The sequence below is a fragment of the Natronorubrum tibetense GA33 genome (assembly GCF_000383975.1).
Lineage (GTDB): Archaea > Halobacteriota > Halobacteria > Halobacteriales > Natrialbaceae > Natronorubrum > Natronorubrum tibetense.
On the sequence record NZ_KB913017.1, the window covers coordinates 2,787,880 to 2,802,469 of the forward strand.

Genomic DNA, 14,590 nt, shown 5'->3' on the forward strand with positions numbered 1-14,590 from the left:
GATGGGTTCTACCACCTCGCGTCCGTATACGAGACGAATGGCTCCCGAAGGGACCGCCGACGACGCGCGAGTACTCGCCGTCGGATTCGACGCCGAGCACGCGGGAACGGCCACGGGCTGGTGGACGGACCGAACGGAAACCACGACCGAGAGTATCGGCGACATCGAGACGGTTTCGAGCATAGCCGCGGCTCTCGAGGCGCTCGAGGAACGCCCCGTTGACTGCGTCCTGACCGCTCAGACGCTGTCGGACGGGAACGGAATCGATCTCGTCGAGCGGATTCGCGAGCGCGATCCCGATCTGCCGATCGTCTACGCCGCACGTGACGGTGACGAATTGCTCGCCGCCGAGGCCGTCGCGGCGGGGGCGACGGAGTACGTCCCGAGCGAGTGGTCCGGAACGGCTCTCACAGCGGCGCTCGAGCGGGCAATCGAACGGGGGACGGATCGACGTAACTGTCGGGCGCGAGCGCGCCAGTTCGGCGCGGTGTTCGACGACCCGGGGACGTACGCGTGGGTGTTGGACCCCGACGGCAGCGTTCGACGGGCCAACGAGCCCGCACTCGAGGCGATCGATGTCCCCGAGGCCGACGTGCGCGGACGGCCGTTTCCGGAACTGGTGTGGTGGCAGCGTGTCGAAGCCGGGCCGACGAGACTCCGGAGTGCGGTCGAACGAGCGGCGAACGGAACGGTCGTCCATCGGGAGGTGGAGATCCACGTCGGCGATGTGAACGGGCTCAGTGACGAGTCGGCCGGGAACGACGACGGCTCAGAGCCGCAACCGCGAACCCTCGAGGTGACGGTTCGTCCGGTTCGAGACGATTCGGATACCGTCGTCTCGCTGCTCGCGCAGGCGAGCGATGTCACCGAACGCGCCGAACTCGAACAAGAGCTACGCGAGTCCGAGGAACTGCACCGCGTGACGCTGAACAATATGACCGACACGATCCTCATCACGAACGACGCGGGCGAGTTTACCTACGTCTGCCCGAACGTCCACTTCATCTTCGGGTACGACGACGACGCGATCCACGAGATGGGGACGATCGACGAACTGCTCGGCCCGGAGCTGTACGACCGCGAGGATCTCGAGGCCGAGGGCGTGCTGACGAACATCGAGTGTACGGCGACCGATCGGGCCGGTCGGGAACACACGCTGTTAGTCAACGTCCGTGAGGTCTCGATTCAGGACGGGACGATCCTCTACAGCTGTCGGGACGTGACGAAACGCAAGCGCCGCGAGGAGGCGTTGACGGCGCTCCACCGTACGGCACGGGAACTCCTCTACGCCGAGAGCGAGCGCGAGATCGCCGACATCGTCGTCGGCGACGCGACCGACGTCCTCGACCTCGAGGCCAGCGGCGCGTACTTGTTCGATAGGGACGAGAACGTCCTCGAGCCGGTCGCCTCGTCTCCAGGTCTGAATCGACTCAACGGCCCGCTCGCGCCGCGACGAGCGAATGCCGACAGCATCTCGGGACGAGTCTTCGTCGAGGGCGACGCCGAGTTCTTCGCGGACGTCGCCGATTCGGCGGCGCTGGCGAACCCGGCGACCGACATCAGGAGCGCGGGCGTCGTCCCGCTGGGCGATCACGGTGTCTTCCTCGTCGGCTCATCCGAGATCGACGCCTTCGACGACGTCACACGCGAACTGACCGACCTGCTCGCGGCGACGGCCGAAGCGGCCCTCGATCGCGTCGCGCGGGAGCGAACCCTCCGCGAACGCGACCGGGAACTCCAGCGACAGAACCGCAAACTCACCAGGCTCGACCGGGTGAACGAGATTATCCGTGAGATAGACGTGGCGCTGGTTCGGGCCGAGACCCGCGAGGAGATCGAGGCGGCCGTCTGCGAGCGACTCACCTCGGCCGATCGCTTCTCGTTCGCCTGGATCGGCACCACTGACGTCGCGGACGAGCGACTCGAGGCGAACACCCACGGTGGCACGGGCCGCGGACGGGACTACCTCGACAGCGTCTCGCTCTCGCTGGCGGACGCAACCGAGCCCGCGGCCCGGACGGCGGCCACCCGCGAGGTGACGGTGGTCTCGAACGTCGTCGACCGGCTTCGTGACGAGCCGTGGCGCTCCGAAGCGCTGTCGCGGGAGTACCAGTCCGTCGCCGGCGTCCCGCTGGCGTACGACGAGTTTATTTACGGCGTGTTGACCGTCTACGCCGACCAACCCGACGCGTTCGACGAGGTGACGCGCACGGTACTCGCGGAACTCGGCGAGACGATCGCCTCCGCTATCGCCGCCGTCGAACGGAAACAGGCGCTGTTGACCGACTCTCGGACCCGTCTCGAGTTCGATGTCCGCGACGAGAGCTTCGTCTTTTCTCGACTCGCCCGTCGGGCCGACTGCACGCTCTCGTTCGACGGTGGCGTTCGGCTACACGAGGACGGCGCGTCGGTGTTTACGACCGTCGAGGGCGGCTCCCCGCAGGCCGTCGTGGACGCAGCCGCCGATCTCGTCGCCGTCGAAGGCGTACAGGTTATCGATGGCGGTGATGTCGACGCTGGCGATCACCGTGACAGCGACCACGAGGGCGACGGCGGCGACGACACCCATCGCAACGGTGCTGCAGAGATCGCGAGCGGAACGGTGCTCATCGAACTCTCGCCGCCGTTTCTGGCGCTGCAACTTGCGGATCACGGCGTCGTGTTGCGCAGCGTCGAGGCGACACCAACGGAGACCCGCGTCGTCGTCGACGTGCCGCGGACAGTCGACCCGGGCGGCAGCGTGGATGTCGTCTCGAGCGCATTCGCAGACGTCGACTTGCACGCCAAACGGAGCGTCGACCGGACGACGACACGCGATCTCCGGACGGAACTCCTCGAGCGCCTCACGGAGCGACAGCTCGAGGTCGTCCAACTGGCGTACTACGGCGGCTACTTCACCTCGCCCCGGGAGCGCTCGGGTGAGGACGTTGCCGATACGCTGGGTATCTCGCCGGCCGCGTTCTACCGTCATATCCGGACCGTTCAGCGCAAACTCTTCACGATCCTGTTCGACGAGATCGGTCTTCCGGCAAATACTGTGGCAGTGGTTGAATAGTGAACCCTACAATTTCGCCGACGCTAGTTATCTGACGAATATGCCTTTCCTAATATCCCTATTATTCCTAAGTACAATATCCGCCTCTCCCATGAAAGACGTCCAGTTCAACCCCGACGATGTATCGAGCTACGAGTGTTTCGATTGCGGAACCGTCGTCCGCGCGACGACGGCCGCCTGCTGTCCCGACTGCGGCGCCGATATGCGCAATCGTCGAACACCGATCGAGTAATCCAGTTTTGATCTCATGGCATCACACCAACAGTCCGCAGTGTCTACCGAGGAGCAGCAGGCGACCGAGACGGCCGAACCCGAAACCGCACTCGAGACCGCACGCAGACAACTCGAGCGCGCCGCGGCCCACCTCGAGATCGATGATTCCGTCTTAGAGCGCCTCGAACACCCGGCGAAGGTTTCGGAAGTGAGCGTCCCGCTCGAGCGCGACGATGGCGAGGTAGAGGTCTTCACCGGCTATCGCGCTCAGCACGACAGTGTCCGCGGCCCCTACAAGGGCGGACTGCGCTACCACCCCGAGGTCACGCGCGACGAGTGCGTCGGCCTCTCGATGTGGATGACCTGGAAGTGCGCCGTCATGGACCTCCCCTTCGGCGGCGCGAAGGGTGGCGTCGTCGTCAACCCCAAATCGCTGAGTGACGGCGAGAAGGAGCGACTCACGCGCCGGTTCACGCAGGAAATCCGGTCGGTCATCGGTCCGACGACGGACATCCCCGCACCTGACATGGGAACCGATCCCGAGACGATGGCCTGGATCATGGACGCTTACAGTATGCAGGAAGGGGAGACTATCCCCGGCGTCGTCACCGGCAAACCGCCCGTCGTCGGCGGCTCTTACGGCCGCGAGGAAGCACCAGGTCGCAGCGTCGCCATCGTTACGCGCGAGACCTGCGACTACTACGACTACCCGCTCTCCGATACGACGGTGGCCGTCCAGGGCTTCGGGAGCGTCGGCGCGAACGCCGCCCGCCTGCTCGAGGAGTGGGGCGCGACCATCGTCGCCGTCAGCGACGTCAACAGCGCGATCTACGACGCCGACGGGATCGACGTCGGGGCGATCCCCTCCCACGACGAGGAGCCGGAGGCGGTTACCGCGTACGCGACCGAGACCCCCGACATCACCCGGATATCGAACGAAGCGCTGCTCGAACTCGACGTTGATGTTCTCGTCCCCGCCGCTGTCGGCAACGTTCTCACCGCGGACAACGCCGCCGATGTCGCGGCCGACATCGTCGTCGAAGGCGCGAACGGTCCGACGACGTTCGCCGCCGCCGCCATCCTTGAGGAGCGCGGCGTCCACGTGATCCCCGATATCCTCGCCAACGCGGGCGGGGTGACGGTGAGCTATTTCGAGTGGCTCCAGGACATCAACCGCCGGAAGTGGAGCCTCGAGCGCGTCCACGAGGAACTCGAATCCGAGATGGTCGGCGCTTGGTCGGCCGTTCGAGACGAGGTCGAGTCGAAGAACGTGACCTGGCGCGACGCCGCCTACGTCGTCGCGCTGTCGCGGGTCGCCGAGGCCCACGAGATGCGTGGACTCTGGCCCTGATTGGGGCTCCAACTCGAGACCCCCCATGGGGAACTAACCGTTCCGCTCGAGGTACTCGAGGGCCTCCGCGTCAGTCACCTGCCCGAACCTCCGGTAGCACTGCCCGACCGCGCGGAACGACTGGGGCTGCTCGAGTGCGATCACGTCGTCGGCTTCGGCCTCGAGGTCCTCGAGACCGCGCGGCGAGCCGACCGGAACGGCGAGCGTGACGTGTTCGGCACCGGACTCACGAATCTGCCGGAGGCAGGCCCTCGCGGTCGCACCCGTTGCGACGCCGTCGTCGACGACCACCACGCGTTTCCCCTCGAGATCGGGTAGTCCGGAGGTCTCGCGATAGCGATCCGCCTTCTGGCTAGCGTTGTTCGCCTCCGACGCCCGTACCTCCTCGAGGTAGTCGTCCGAGACGCCGAGTCGATCGATGAGGTCCTCGTTGTACCAGACGCTGCCGTCGCTGGCGACCGCTCCGAGCGCCAGCTCGGGATTCTTTGGCGCACCCATCTTCCGGGCGACAACCACGTCGAGGTCGGCGTCCAGCGCGTCCGCAACCGGCCGGGCGACGGGGAGCGCACCGCGTGGAATTCCGAGCACGATATCGGCCTCGAGGCCGCGGGTCTCGAGTTCGGCGGCGAGTCGATTGCCGGCACCGGTTCTGTCGTCGAACATATGCCGAAGTATGGCGGCCACCCACTATGGCTTGTCGTGGCACACGACGGGGTTCGAACTTGAACCGATCCGCGGTCGGATGTGATCGGCCATGTTCGGTGGCGCAGACTCTCGCGTGCTCAAGCGATTCTGCACAGATCAGTCCGCCGGGGTGTGTATTCGGTCGTTTCGTACAGCGTCCCAAAGCGACCAGAACACGCCTGCCGAACGGCTACCCGTCGCCGTTCGGGAATGGATGTATGGGACGTCTTCAGCGGACGCTATCGAATATCTCCGAGGAGACCGGCGCCGTCGTGACGCTGACCGGGAACGTCGACGAGATCGTCGCCGACGGCGAACGCGAGCGCAACGAGACGGGGACCTCGGCGCTGACGGTCGCCGGAACGGGCGACACGATGGCCGGAATCACCGCCTCGCTGCTCGGGCAGGGAATGGATCGCGGCGACGCGGCGGAGCTTGGCGCGTGGATCCTCGGCAAGAGCGGGGAATTGGCGACGGCCGAGTACGGCCCAGGCGTCCTCGCGACCGATGTGATCGACCGGATCCCGGACACGATCCGCTGAGTTGTACCCCCTACTGGGACGGGAAACCATTACTTTTCGCGCGTCGTCACGTATACTGAAATGTCCGAACAGCGCTCTCGATCCGCGGCGACGACGCACGGCGAGATCTCCCACCCCGTCTTCGCCGCGGTCTACGATCTGTGTCCGGAACCGGCGGTAGTCGAGGCCGAGCGAGCGTACCTCGCGCGCGACCTCTCGGGTCGGGTGCTCGAACTCGGCTGTGGCACCGGCGATATGTTCCCGTTCGCCGTCGACGCCGCCGCGGACGACCTCGAGTACCACGCGATCGAACCGGATCCACACATGCGCAAACGGGCAGCAAACGCTGCTCGTGAGACCGGTCTCGCTGTCGACCTCCGAGACGCGCGGGCCGAATCGCTGCCCTACCCCGACGAGAGCTTCGACATCGTCCTCGCCGGCGTCGTCTTCTGTACGATACAGGATCCGGACGCGGCGCTCGAGGAGGTCGTCCGGGTGTTGAAACCGGGCGGCGAGTTCCGCTTTCTCGAGCACGTCCACGCCGACGGCTGGCGCGGGACCGGCCAGGAACTGCTCGATCCGCTTTGGAAGCGCGGGGCCGGCGGCTGTCATCTCACCCGCGAGACCGTCGCGCGGTTCGTCAGCCACGACGGGCTCGCCGTCGAGGAGATAGACCGGCTCGATATCGGCGTCTTCCCGGCGACGCCGATTGTCCGGGGAACGTTGCGCCGCCGGCAGAGCGGCGTTCTCGGATAGGGGCTCTGATTCGGTGTTCTCGAAGGGGGCCGGGCTCGAGAGCGGGCACTCGCTTCGCCGTCGAAATTACCGAACCCGGAGTCTGCAGGTGGAACCGTTTCCCGCGAGTCCGCACAAGAGCAGTGTATGTCCGAACCAGATCGAGAGCCAACGGAGACGACCACAACCTCCAAGCAAGAGGCCGAAGAGGAGGGGCAGTGGATGGCCCGGAACTGGATCGGGATCGCCGTCGTCTCGATCTTCTCGCTGCTGTTGATCATGCTCGCGGCGATGCAGTTTACCGGTCTCATCGATATCTTCGCACCGATCGCAGAGACCGAAGGTCAGCAGTGGGGCGTGTTCTTCGTCCTCGCGCTGATCGTCATCATCGTCGGCGGCTGGAGCTGGAAAGCGATTATGAGCTGAACAGGTGCGATTCGCTCGTCGTCGACGAACCAACCCGCTATCGTCCCACGGTGTGGCTCGAGCCGATCCCCGTTTTCCGATCGATTACTGACCCCGAGCCACGGCACCGCCCGCGGGAGTCACCGTTCGGTCGCCTCGAGGACCTCCCGATTCCGGATCCAGCCGTCGGCGCCAAACTTCCGGTCGGCGAGCTCATGGGCAGCCTCGAGCTCGCCCTCGCGCCATCCCGATTCGTCGGCGTCGCACCATTCCCCGAGCGCCGTCGCGAGCGTGTCGACGGCCTCCTCGCGGTCGATCCCCGCTTCCTCACGGATGCTCGTCACCCGATCGGTGAACGTCTCGCGCTCGAGATCCGTGTCGAAGACGCCGACGTGGTGGGCGGGCTCGAGGTCGTAACTGATCGAGCCGTGCTGGATGACGACATTGCGCTGGCGGTACTGGGCGTTGCCGCTGATCTTCTTTGCGTCCGCCCCCTCCCCCGCCGGTGCGACGACATCGTGGGCCGGGTTGATATCCCGGAGGTAGCAGGAGGGCTGGTAGATCGACGACTGTTCGGCGCCCGCGAAGTCGGCGTCGACACCCATGCGCTGGAGTCCCTCGAGCACGGGCTGGCAGAACAGGTCGTAACAGTCCATCAGGTTCCCGGGCACCTCGTCGGCCGGCGCGACGATCGTGTAGGAGATGTCGGCGTTGCGATCGTGGTAGATGCCGCCGCCGCCGGTCTGGCGGCGCGTAACGCCGATTCCTTCGCGCTCGCAGTAGTCCCAGTCGACCGTCTCGGGGTCCTGGCGGTACCCCAGCGATAACGTACTCGGCTCCCACGAGTAGACGCGGACGGTTCGCAGGTCGTCCTCGAGTGCCGTCCGCGCGGCGATTTCCTCGACGGCCATCTGTACGTCGCCAGCACGAGGGTCGTCTCGAATCAGCCGCCACTCCTGATCGGCGAGGTCGCTCATACCCGTTCGGTCATCCGCAACCGAGTTAGTGATTGCGACCCGACGAGCGAACCGACTACGCACCCGATTCGTCTCGATGTCGATCAGACCGGAAACGCAGTGCAGTATCGACAGCCGTTACGGACTCGGACGAGGCATCGCTTCGATCTCCTCGATCTCACCCGTCTTCTGCACTCGTTCGTACTGTCGCGTCCACGCGTCCTCGGGGAAGAGATCGTTCCGGTCGAACAGCTCCCGCGCCGCCTCGCTTACGCGGTAGAACTTGTACGGATAGCCTCGAACTCGCGTTCCGGGTTCGACCTCGAGTTCCTCCAGGACCCCGACTTCCTGCAGCGTCTTGAGGTGGCGGCGAATTGCATCCGCCTCGAGGCTGGGATTCATGTAGTCCAGTTCCTTGACGCTCGGCGCGCCCTTCGGGTGACCAACGATATCCGCGAGGAGGTTCGCACGAGTCCTATCCGTCGATTTCTGGAGGGCAAGCCACGTGTCGAACCCGTCCGTGGGCCCTCGCTCACCGCCGTCGGTTGGTTGGGTCGTTTCCGGGTGCATATCGGACACTACGGTGGCATCTCTCATAAACACTCGGTCGATAGAATCAACTGTTTCACTAACCGTTCCCGAAATGTTCCATCGAACAGTACCTATATTAGTTGTCCGACTGATTATGAAATAGCGTGACGAATAGCGAAGACCCCCCGCGAGACGAACCGATCGATTCGTACCTCGACGGCGTCGATTCCGACGAACTCGTCGACGACGATCAGTTACAGCCGACACCCGAACAGCACGAACAGTTGAAAAACGGGTTACACGGAGATCGGTTCACGGCGATCAAACGTTCGGAACGACGGTATCTGGTAATCGGGCGTGGCGGTGACGACGGTCCTGGAAAGCGGCGGACCGAGGTCTGTACACTCCTCGACGAACGGCGGGCAGCGGCTGCGTTTCGGCTCGAGGACTTCGGCTTCACGGGCGAGGAACTCGAACTGTGGGCTCCCGCCTTCGACATCCTCTCCGAGATGGCGACCCACATCGTCGGGGTCCTCGAGGACTACAACGGCGGGCACGTCTGGGAACTCGGGTATCTGTACCGGTACCAAACTCGTATTCGGGACGCGCTCTGGCTGCTAAAGCGAATCTACGATACCGAGGCGGAAACGCGAGAGCGCTACGATAACGGTATGGCTGCCTCCCATCTGGCAGCACTCGAGGAAGCTGCCGGTGGCCGAGTCCTCGAGTGGGAAGTTCCTGCTGACCTCCCGGATGCAGTCGGATCGATTCCGTGAGTAGGCGAGACCACTTGTCTGACCCGTTGTGATAGCGCTAGAGCTGAACTCGGCAATGATCCTGTAGCTCGCACCAGTGAAGAGATACCGCTCGTAGCGTGAGTTCCGCCGACCGGAATGCGGTTTGATATCGCAAAATACGATTTATCTTGGCGGCAGTGACGATACGACGCATGGCCTGAACAGCAGGTAGAACTGGATGAAAGGCCGAGAACGGCCGATCGAACGACGGTCGAAGACGAACGTTCTCGGGCAGACCGATCACGACAGTGCAATCCGCACGTCACGACGTTTTTACGTACACGCCGGCTACCACGCGCTATGGTGCGGAACGTCGCCGGATTACTTCCGGAACTCGAGACCGAAGACTTCTATCTCCTATCGGGGGTCGAGCAGGGAATGCGCTTCTCCGAGTGGGTTCAACGGGAGAAACTCCCGAAGTTCTCGAGCCTAACCGAGGAGGAAGTCGATTACCGGCTCGAACGCTGTCTCAAACGGGGGTTGGTCGAGAAGAAAACGATCCAGTACGAGGGCTACACGCTCCAGTTCGAGGGGTACGATATCCTCGCGCTGCGAGCGCTCGTCGAGCAGGACACGATCAGCGAGTTCGGCTCGCCGCTGGGCGTCGGCAAGGAGAGCGACGTCTACGAGGTCAAATCCTACAAACCCCACGCGCTGAAGTACCACCGCGAGGGGTACACGAACTTCCGGGAAGTCCACAAGGAACGGGACTACACCTCGGACAACGAGCACGTCTCCTGGATGTACACCGCTCGGAAAGCCGCCGAACGGGAGTACGACATCTTAGAAGAGCTGTATCCAGACGTCTCGGTCCCCCGTCCGATCGGTCAGAACCGCCACGCCATCGTCATGGAGAAGATGGACGGCGTCGAACTCTCGCGAACGAAACTCGAGGACGCACAGGTGCTCGGCGTTCTCGACCTGCTCGTTCGCGAGGTCGCGCGCGCGTACGAAGAGGGGTACGTCCACGCGGACATGAGCGAGTACAACGTCTTCGTCAGCGAGGCAGGCGTGAAAGTCTTCGACTGGCCCCAGGCGGTCCCGACCGACCACGAGAACGCCGACGAGTTCCTCCGGCGCGATCTCACGAACATCGTGGGCTACTTCCGGCGGAAGTACCCCAAGCACGTGCCCGACGAACTCGAGAGCGACGACGTCGCGGAATCGGTCGCCGACGGGTCGTTCGAGACGGTGACTGACGTCTGATCGGCGTCGGAAGTCGTAAAAACGGGTGCTGGTGGATCGAACTGTTCTCAGGCCGGCGTGCCGGCGGCACCCGGTCGCGGCTCGGCTTCCGGTGGCTCCTCGAGCGTGTGCAGTTGATCGTACGCGCGAGCGGTTGTCGCGAGGGCGTACACCGTGACGACGGCACCCCCGATCTGGACGAGGGTCGTGCCGATAACCCCGCCGGCCAGAACCGCTGGCACGCCGACGGCGACGTTGACGATGAAGCCGAGGAAGACGACGGCGACGCCGAGACCGAACAGTCGGAGTCGACTGCCGCGAGTCAGCGCCCAACTGCTGCGAAACGCCTCGACGAAGTTCTGGTCTTCGACCGCGACGAACACGCTCCAGTAGTAGAGGCTGACGAGGATGAACAGCCCCGGAACGATCAGAAAGATGCTCCCGACGGCGACGGCGAGGGCGAAGACAATCGCCCCGACGAAGAGGTTGAGCGTGGCCAGCCCGATATTTCTGCGCTGGAACTCACGCGGGATGATCTCTCGCTCGTCGGAGGCGAACGTTCGCAGCGCAACGATCGCGAGGACCAGCGTCGCAATTGTGATGGCGAACGAAACCAGGCCCGTAGCAACGTCGACGAGGCCGATCGCCGGTGCGGTTTCTGCGGCAGGGCCGAGATTCGTGGGTGCGACAAGGGCGTTCACCACGGCAAGTACGGCAAATACGGCGACGAAGATGAGCCCGTTCCGCTCTCGGGTGCGGTCGAACCCATCAGTCATCGCGTCGATGATGCTGAAGACCATGCACATAGTACGCGTCCTGAGGAGATATAGTTATGTTAGCATCGTTAGATAAATCGGACGATCCTGAGGGAGAGACCCTCTCGACACCGTGTGTGGGGCTCTGGTCGTATCGGACTCGAGCGGCCGTACTCCAAGCATCAACCTAATATCGATATACAAAATAGCCCACTCACTTCGACTGACGCCAGAGTCGGTGAGCGGTGGCGGCGATCCGCGCGAGTGGGGTTCTCTGTCGGCCTACTCGAGCACGCCGGTTCCCCTTTTCGACGTCAAGCACGCTCCCGGAGTTCGAAGCCCTTATACTCGAGAGTTGGGTAGACTGTCGTAGACTCGCTGAGTCGCGGGCATCAGCGGGCACCTGTTCGGCGTCGACGCCACCACAGGTCGGGATGTGATCCGCGGGGACCGGCCCCGGTCGGGATTGAACCAGGAAACGCCCGCGGTGATAGCTATGGCAAAAAGCTTCTACTCCCACATCAAGGACGCATGGAAAGACCCCGACGACGGTAAGCTCGGGGAGCTGCAGTGGCAGCGAAAACAGGAATGGCGAAAGGAAGGCGCAATCGAGCGAATCGAGCGCCCGACCCGCCTCGACAAGGCGCGCGAACTCGGCTACAAGGCCAAGCAGGGCATCATCGTGACCCGGGTCTCGGTCCGCAAGGGGACCGCCCGGAAGGAACGATTCACGGCCGGTCGCCGATCCAAGCGCCAGGGTGTCAACCGCATCGGGCGGCGTAAGAACATCCAGCGTATCGGCGAGGAGCGCGTCTCCCGAAAGTACCCCAACCTGCGCGTGCTCAACAGCTACTGGGTCGGGGAAGACGGCTCGCAGAAGTGGTTCGAAGTGATCCTCGTGGATCCCGAACACCCCGCCATCCAGAACGACGACGATCTCAACTGGATCTGCGACGACGCACACAAGAACCGCGCGTTCCGTGGCCTCACCAACGCTGGCAAGGCCAACCGCGGTCTCAACAACCGCGGCAAGGGCGCCGAGAAGGTCCGCCCGTCGAACAACGGCGGCAAAGGCCGCGGCAAGTAACCCGTTCCGCCGATCACAGTCGGCTTTACACCAACTGCTTCGATTTTTGGCGACTCGTCCGCACTCGAGAGCGACGGCGTCCTGAGACGGCGGTGTGGCTCTCGGAGTGAGTAGCGATCGCTCCGCGTTGCAGTCTCACTCTGCGCGATATCCGAGACGGACACTAAGTAGCTGTCCGTGGTACGGCGGGTATGCCACGATCACCGGTCGCCGAGTTCACGATCGATCGCGTGCAGGTGCTCGATCAGGAGGGCCGCGTCGACGAATCTCTGGAGCCCGATATCGACGACGAGCGGCTGCTCGAGTGGTACCGGACGATGAAACACGCCCGCCGACTCGACCGGCGGGTGATCGCCCTCCAGCGGCGGGGCGAACTGGGGACGTACGCGCCGTCGACGGGGCAGGAAGCCGCTCAGGTGGGGAGCACCGCGGCGCTCTCGGACGACGACTGGACGGTGCCCGCGTTCCGCGAACACCCGTCGGCGCTCGCCCGCGGGCTGTCCGCACAGGGGATCTTCGAGTACGCAATGGGGCTCGAGGAGGGCGGCGAACCGCCCGATGACGTGCCGATCATGCCGCCGTCGATCGCCGTCGGCACCCAGCCGCTCCACGCCGCCGGAATCGGCTGGGCCGAAGCGATGAACGGCAGCGACACCGTCGCGCTCACCTACTTCGGCGACGGGGCGACCAGCGAGGGCGAGGTGTACGAGGCGATGAATCTGGCGGGGGTCTACGAGGCCCAGACGATTTTCTTCTGCCAGAACAACCAGTACGCGATTTCGACGCCGCTGTCGAAACAGACACGGGCCGCCACCCTCGCCCAGAAGGCCGTCGCCGCGGGTATCGAGCCGATTCAGGTGGATGGGAACGACATCCTTGGCGTCTACACGGTCACGCGGGAGGCGATCGAGCGCGCTCGACGCGGCGTTCCGACGCTCATCGAGGCGACGACCTACCGCCGGGAGATGCACACCACCGCGGACGACCCCTCAGTCTACCGGACGGTCGAAGAGGAAGAGGAGTGGGAACCGTTAGATCCCATCCTCCGGTTCGAGCGCTACCTCCGCGACCGCGGGATCCTCGACGACGAGACCGTCACGGAGGTCGAGCGCGAGATCGAGGAGATCCTCGAGAACGATCTGGAGGCGGCCCGGGAGACCGCCGCAAACGCCGATCCCGCGGACATGTTCGAGACGGCCTATGGCGATCCGCCGGAGTTCCTCGAGCGCCAGCGCGAGGCGTTCGTCAGCGATTCGGGACGCGAGGTAGCCCCCGCAGACGGGAGTCAGCGTGGCGATGGCGGCTCGACGGCGACTGTATCGGGAACCACGGAGGGTGTCGAACGGCTGAATATGGTCGAGGCGATCCGGGAGACGCTGGGCGCGGAGCTAGAACGAGACGAGGACGTCCTCGTCTACGGGCAGGACGTCGGGGTCGACGGCGGCGTCTTCCGGGCGACGCAAGGCTTGCTCGACACGTTTCCGGGACGGGTCCACGACGCCCCGGTCGCAGAAGCCGGCATCGTCGGGCTCGGCGTCGGCCTCTCGGTAGCCGGCTACCGGCCGGTCGCGGAGATCCAGTTCGCCGGGTTCAGCTTTCAGGCGTTCTCTCAGATCCACCAGCACGTCTCGCGAATTCGAAGCCGTTCCCGTGGAAAACTCACCTGTCCGATGGTGATCCGGGCTCCCTACGGACTCGGGGTGAAAGCCCTCGAGCACCACTCCGAGAGCTACGAGGCCGGTTACGCCCACGTGCCGGGACTCAAGGTCGCGATTCCCGCCACCGCAGGTGATGCGGCCGGGTTGCTCCGGTCCGCGATTCGGAACCCCGATCCCGTACTCTTCCTCGAGCCGATGCCGCTGTATCGGGCGGCCCGGCGGCCGGTTCCAGAGGATCATACCGTTCCCCTCGGCGAGGCACGCGTCGTCGAGGAGGGGTCCGACGTCACCGTCGTCACCTGGGGGGCGATGGTCCGCGAGGTCGAGGGGGCCGTCGACACGAGCGAGCTGTCGGCCGACGTGATCGACCTGCGATCGATTAGCCCGATGGACGCCGAGACGGTTCTCGAGTCGGTCCGGAAGACGGGCCGCTGCGTCGTCGTCCACGAAGCGCCGCGGACGGGCGGCTTCGGCGCCGAGATCGCGGCCCGCATCTCTGACGAAGCGGTCTGGCACCTCGAGGCCCCGATCGAACGCGTCGCGGGCTACGACGTTCCGGTGCCGCTGTTCGGTCGCGAGGACGCGTACCGACCCGACGAGAAGCGAATTCGGACCGCGATCGAACGGGTCGCCTCACAGTAAGCGTCGGGTTCCAGC

At 64.7% G+C, this 14,590-nt stretch carries 13 protein-coding genes and 1 pseudogene; 10 read left to right on the top strand and 4 right to left on the bottom strand.

Going from position 1 to position 14,590, the window contains the following annotated elements; all coding sequences use genetic code 11:
- Positions 1-37 precede the first annotated feature (37 nt).
- The 3 genes from NATTI_RS0114530 (at position 38) to gdhB (ending at position 4,619) form a co-directional block, all read left to right on the top strand.
- Positions 38-3,055 carry a bacterio-opsin activator domain-containing protein gene (locus NATTI_RS0114530; protein ID WP_019991909.1) on the top strand — a complete coding sequence of 1,006 codons (3,018 nt, stop codon included), beginning with the start codon at positions 38-40 and terminating at the stop codon, positions 3,053-3,055.
- Positions 3,056-3,146: 91 nt separating this feature from the next.
- Positions 3,147-3,287, top strand: a complete 141-nt coding sequence (locus tag NATTI_RS26120) for a rubrerythrin-like domain-containing protein (protein WP_006090209.1) — start codon at positions 3,147-3,149, stop codon at positions 3,285-3,287.
- Positions 3,288-3,302: 15 nt separating this feature from the next.
- Complete coding sequence (gene gdhB, locus NATTI_RS0114540; protein WP_006090210.1) at positions 3,303-4,619, top strand: glutamate dehydrogenase GdhB; 1,317 nt, start codon at positions 3,303-3,305, stop codon at positions 4,617-4,619.
- A 33-nt stretch (positions 4,620-4,652) separates the two neighbouring features.
- Here the strand turns inward: gdhB and NATTI_RS0114545 are convergent, their stop codons facing one another.
- Complete coding sequence (locus NATTI_RS0114545) at positions 4,653-5,282, bottom strand: phosphoribosyltransferase (RefSeq protein WP_006090212.1); 630 nt, start codon at positions 5,280-5,282, stop codon at positions 4,653-4,655.
- A gap of 257 nt (positions 5,283-5,539) precedes the next feature.
- Between NATTI_RS0114545 and NATTI_RS0114550 the strand changes: the two are divergent.
- The 3 genes and pseudogenes from NATTI_RS0114550 to NATTI_RS0114560 form a co-directional block, all read left to right on the top strand.
- Positions 5,540-5,845, top strand: a pseudogene (locus tag NATTI_RS0114550) (ADP-dependent NAD(P)H-hydrate dehydratase); the annotation flags it as partial.
- Between the two features lie 60 nt (positions 5,846-5,905).
- Complete coding sequence (locus NATTI_RS0114555) at positions 5,906-6,580, top strand: class I SAM-dependent methyltransferase (RefSeq protein WP_006090216.1); 675 nt, start codon at positions 5,906-5,908, stop codon at positions 6,578-6,580.
- A gap of 126 nt (positions 6,581-6,706) precedes the next feature.
- Positions 6,707-6,985, top strand: a complete 279-nt coding sequence (locus NATTI_RS0114560; RefSeq protein WP_006090218.1) for a hypothetical protein — start codon at positions 6,707-6,709, stop codon at positions 6,983-6,985.
- A 119-nt stretch (positions 6,986-7,104) separates the two neighbouring features.
- Here NATTI_RS0114560 and NATTI_RS0114565 read toward each other — a convergent pair whose 3' ends face one another.
- Both NATTI_RS0114565 and NATTI_RS0114570 read right to left on the bottom strand, forming a co-directional pair.
- Entirely contained in the window at positions 7,105-7,941 is an 837-nt protein-coding gene (locus NATTI_RS0114565; RefSeq protein WP_006090220.1) for a lipoate--protein ligase family protein, read from the bottom strand.
- Between the two features lie 117 nt (positions 7,942-8,058).
- Positions 8,059-8,490: a helix-turn-helix domain-containing protein gene (locus NATTI_RS0114570; RefSeq protein WP_006090224.1), complete on the bottom strand. Its 432-nt coding sequence runs from the start codon at positions 8,488-8,490 to the stop codon at positions 8,059-8,061.
- 125 nt (positions 8,491-8,615) lie between these two features.
- Here NATTI_RS0114570 and NATTI_RS0114575 point away from each other — a divergent pair, with 125 nt between their 5' ends.
- Together NATTI_RS0114575 and NATTI_RS0114580 are read left to right on the top strand one after the other, a co-directional pair.
- Positions 8,616-9,227: a hypothetical protein gene (locus NATTI_RS0114575; RefSeq protein ID WP_006090225.1), complete on the top strand. Its 612-nt coding sequence runs from the start codon at positions 8,616-8,618 to the stop codon at positions 9,225-9,227.
- A 321-nt stretch (positions 9,228-9,548) separates the two neighbouring features.
- Entirely contained in the window at positions 9,549-10,454 is a 906-nt protein-coding gene (locus NATTI_RS0114580; RefSeq protein ID WP_006090227.1) for a serine/threonine-protein kinase RIO2, read from the top strand.
- 47 nt (positions 10,455-10,501) lie between these two features.
- Here NATTI_RS0114580 and NATTI_RS0114585 read toward each other — a convergent pair whose 3' ends face one another.
- Positions 10,502-11,233, bottom strand: a complete 732-nt coding sequence (locus NATTI_RS0114585; RefSeq protein ID WP_006090228.1) for a hypothetical protein — start codon at positions 11,231-11,233, stop codon at positions 10,502-10,504.
- A gap of 451 nt (positions 11,234-11,684) precedes the next feature.
- Between NATTI_RS0114585 and NATTI_RS0114590 the strand changes: the two genes are divergently transcribed.
- Positions 11,685-12,275 carry a 50S ribosomal protein L15e gene (locus NATTI_RS0114590; RefSeq protein ID WP_006090230.1) on the top strand — a complete coding sequence of 197 codons (591 nt, stop codon included), beginning with the start codon at positions 11,685-11,687 and terminating at the stop codon, positions 12,273-12,275.
- 191 nt (positions 12,276-12,466) lie between these two features.
- Positions 12,467-14,575, top strand: a complete 2,109-nt coding sequence (gene pdhA, locus NATTI_RS0114595; protein ID WP_006090233.1) for a pyruvate dehydrogenase (acetyl-transferring) E1 component subunit alpha — start codon at positions 12,467-12,469, stop codon at positions 14,573-14,575.
- Positions 14,576-14,590: the final 15 nt, after the last annotated feature.

Bases quoted from the DNA above. Each gene is read 5' to 3' on its own strand.
- NATTI_RS0114530 (WP_019991909.1), top strand. From the start codon at position 38: ATGGCTCCCGAAGGGACCGCCGACGACGCGCGAGTACTCGCCGTCGGA.
- NATTI_RS26120 (WP_006090209.1), top strand. From the start codon at position 3,147: ATGAAAGACGTCCAGTTCAACCCCGACGATGTATCGAGCTACGAGTGT.
- gdhB (WP_006090210.1), top strand. From the start codon at position 3,303: ATGGCATCACACCAACAGTCCGCAGTGTCTACCGAGGAGCAGCAGGCG.
- NATTI_RS0114545 (WP_006090212.1), bottom strand. From the start codon at position 5,282: ATGTTCGACGACAGAACCGGTGCCGGCAATCGACTCGCCGCCGAACTC.
- NATTI_RS0114555 (WP_006090216.1), top strand. From the start codon at position 5,906: ATGTCCGAACAGCGCTCTCGATCCGCGGCGACGACGCACGGCGAGATC.
- NATTI_RS0114560 (WP_006090218.1), top strand. From the start codon at position 6,707: ATGTCCGAACCAGATCGAGAGCCAACGGAGACGACCACAACCTCCAAG.
- NATTI_RS0114565 (WP_006090220.1), bottom strand. From the start codon at position 7,941: ATGAGCGACCTCGCCGATCAGGAGTGGCGGCTGATTCGAGACGACCCT.
- NATTI_RS0114570 (WP_006090224.1), bottom strand. From the start codon at position 8,490: ATGCACCCGGAAACGACCCAACCAACCGACGGCGGTGAGCGAGGGCCC.
- NATTI_RS0114580 (WP_006090227.1), top strand. From the start codon at position 9,549: ATGGTGCGGAACGTCGCCGGATTACTTCCGGAACTCGAGACCGAAGAC.
- NATTI_RS0114585 (WP_006090228.1), bottom strand. From the start codon at position 11,233: ATGGTCTTCAGCATCATCGACGCGATGACTGATGGGTTCGACCGCACC.
- NATTI_RS0114590 (WP_006090230.1), top strand. From the start codon at position 11,685: ATGGCAAAAAGCTTCTACTCCCACATCAAGGACGCATGGAAAGACCCC.
- pdhA (WP_006090233.1), top strand. From the start codon at position 12,467: ATGCCACGATCACCGGTCGCCGAGTTCACGATCGATCGCGTGCAGGTG.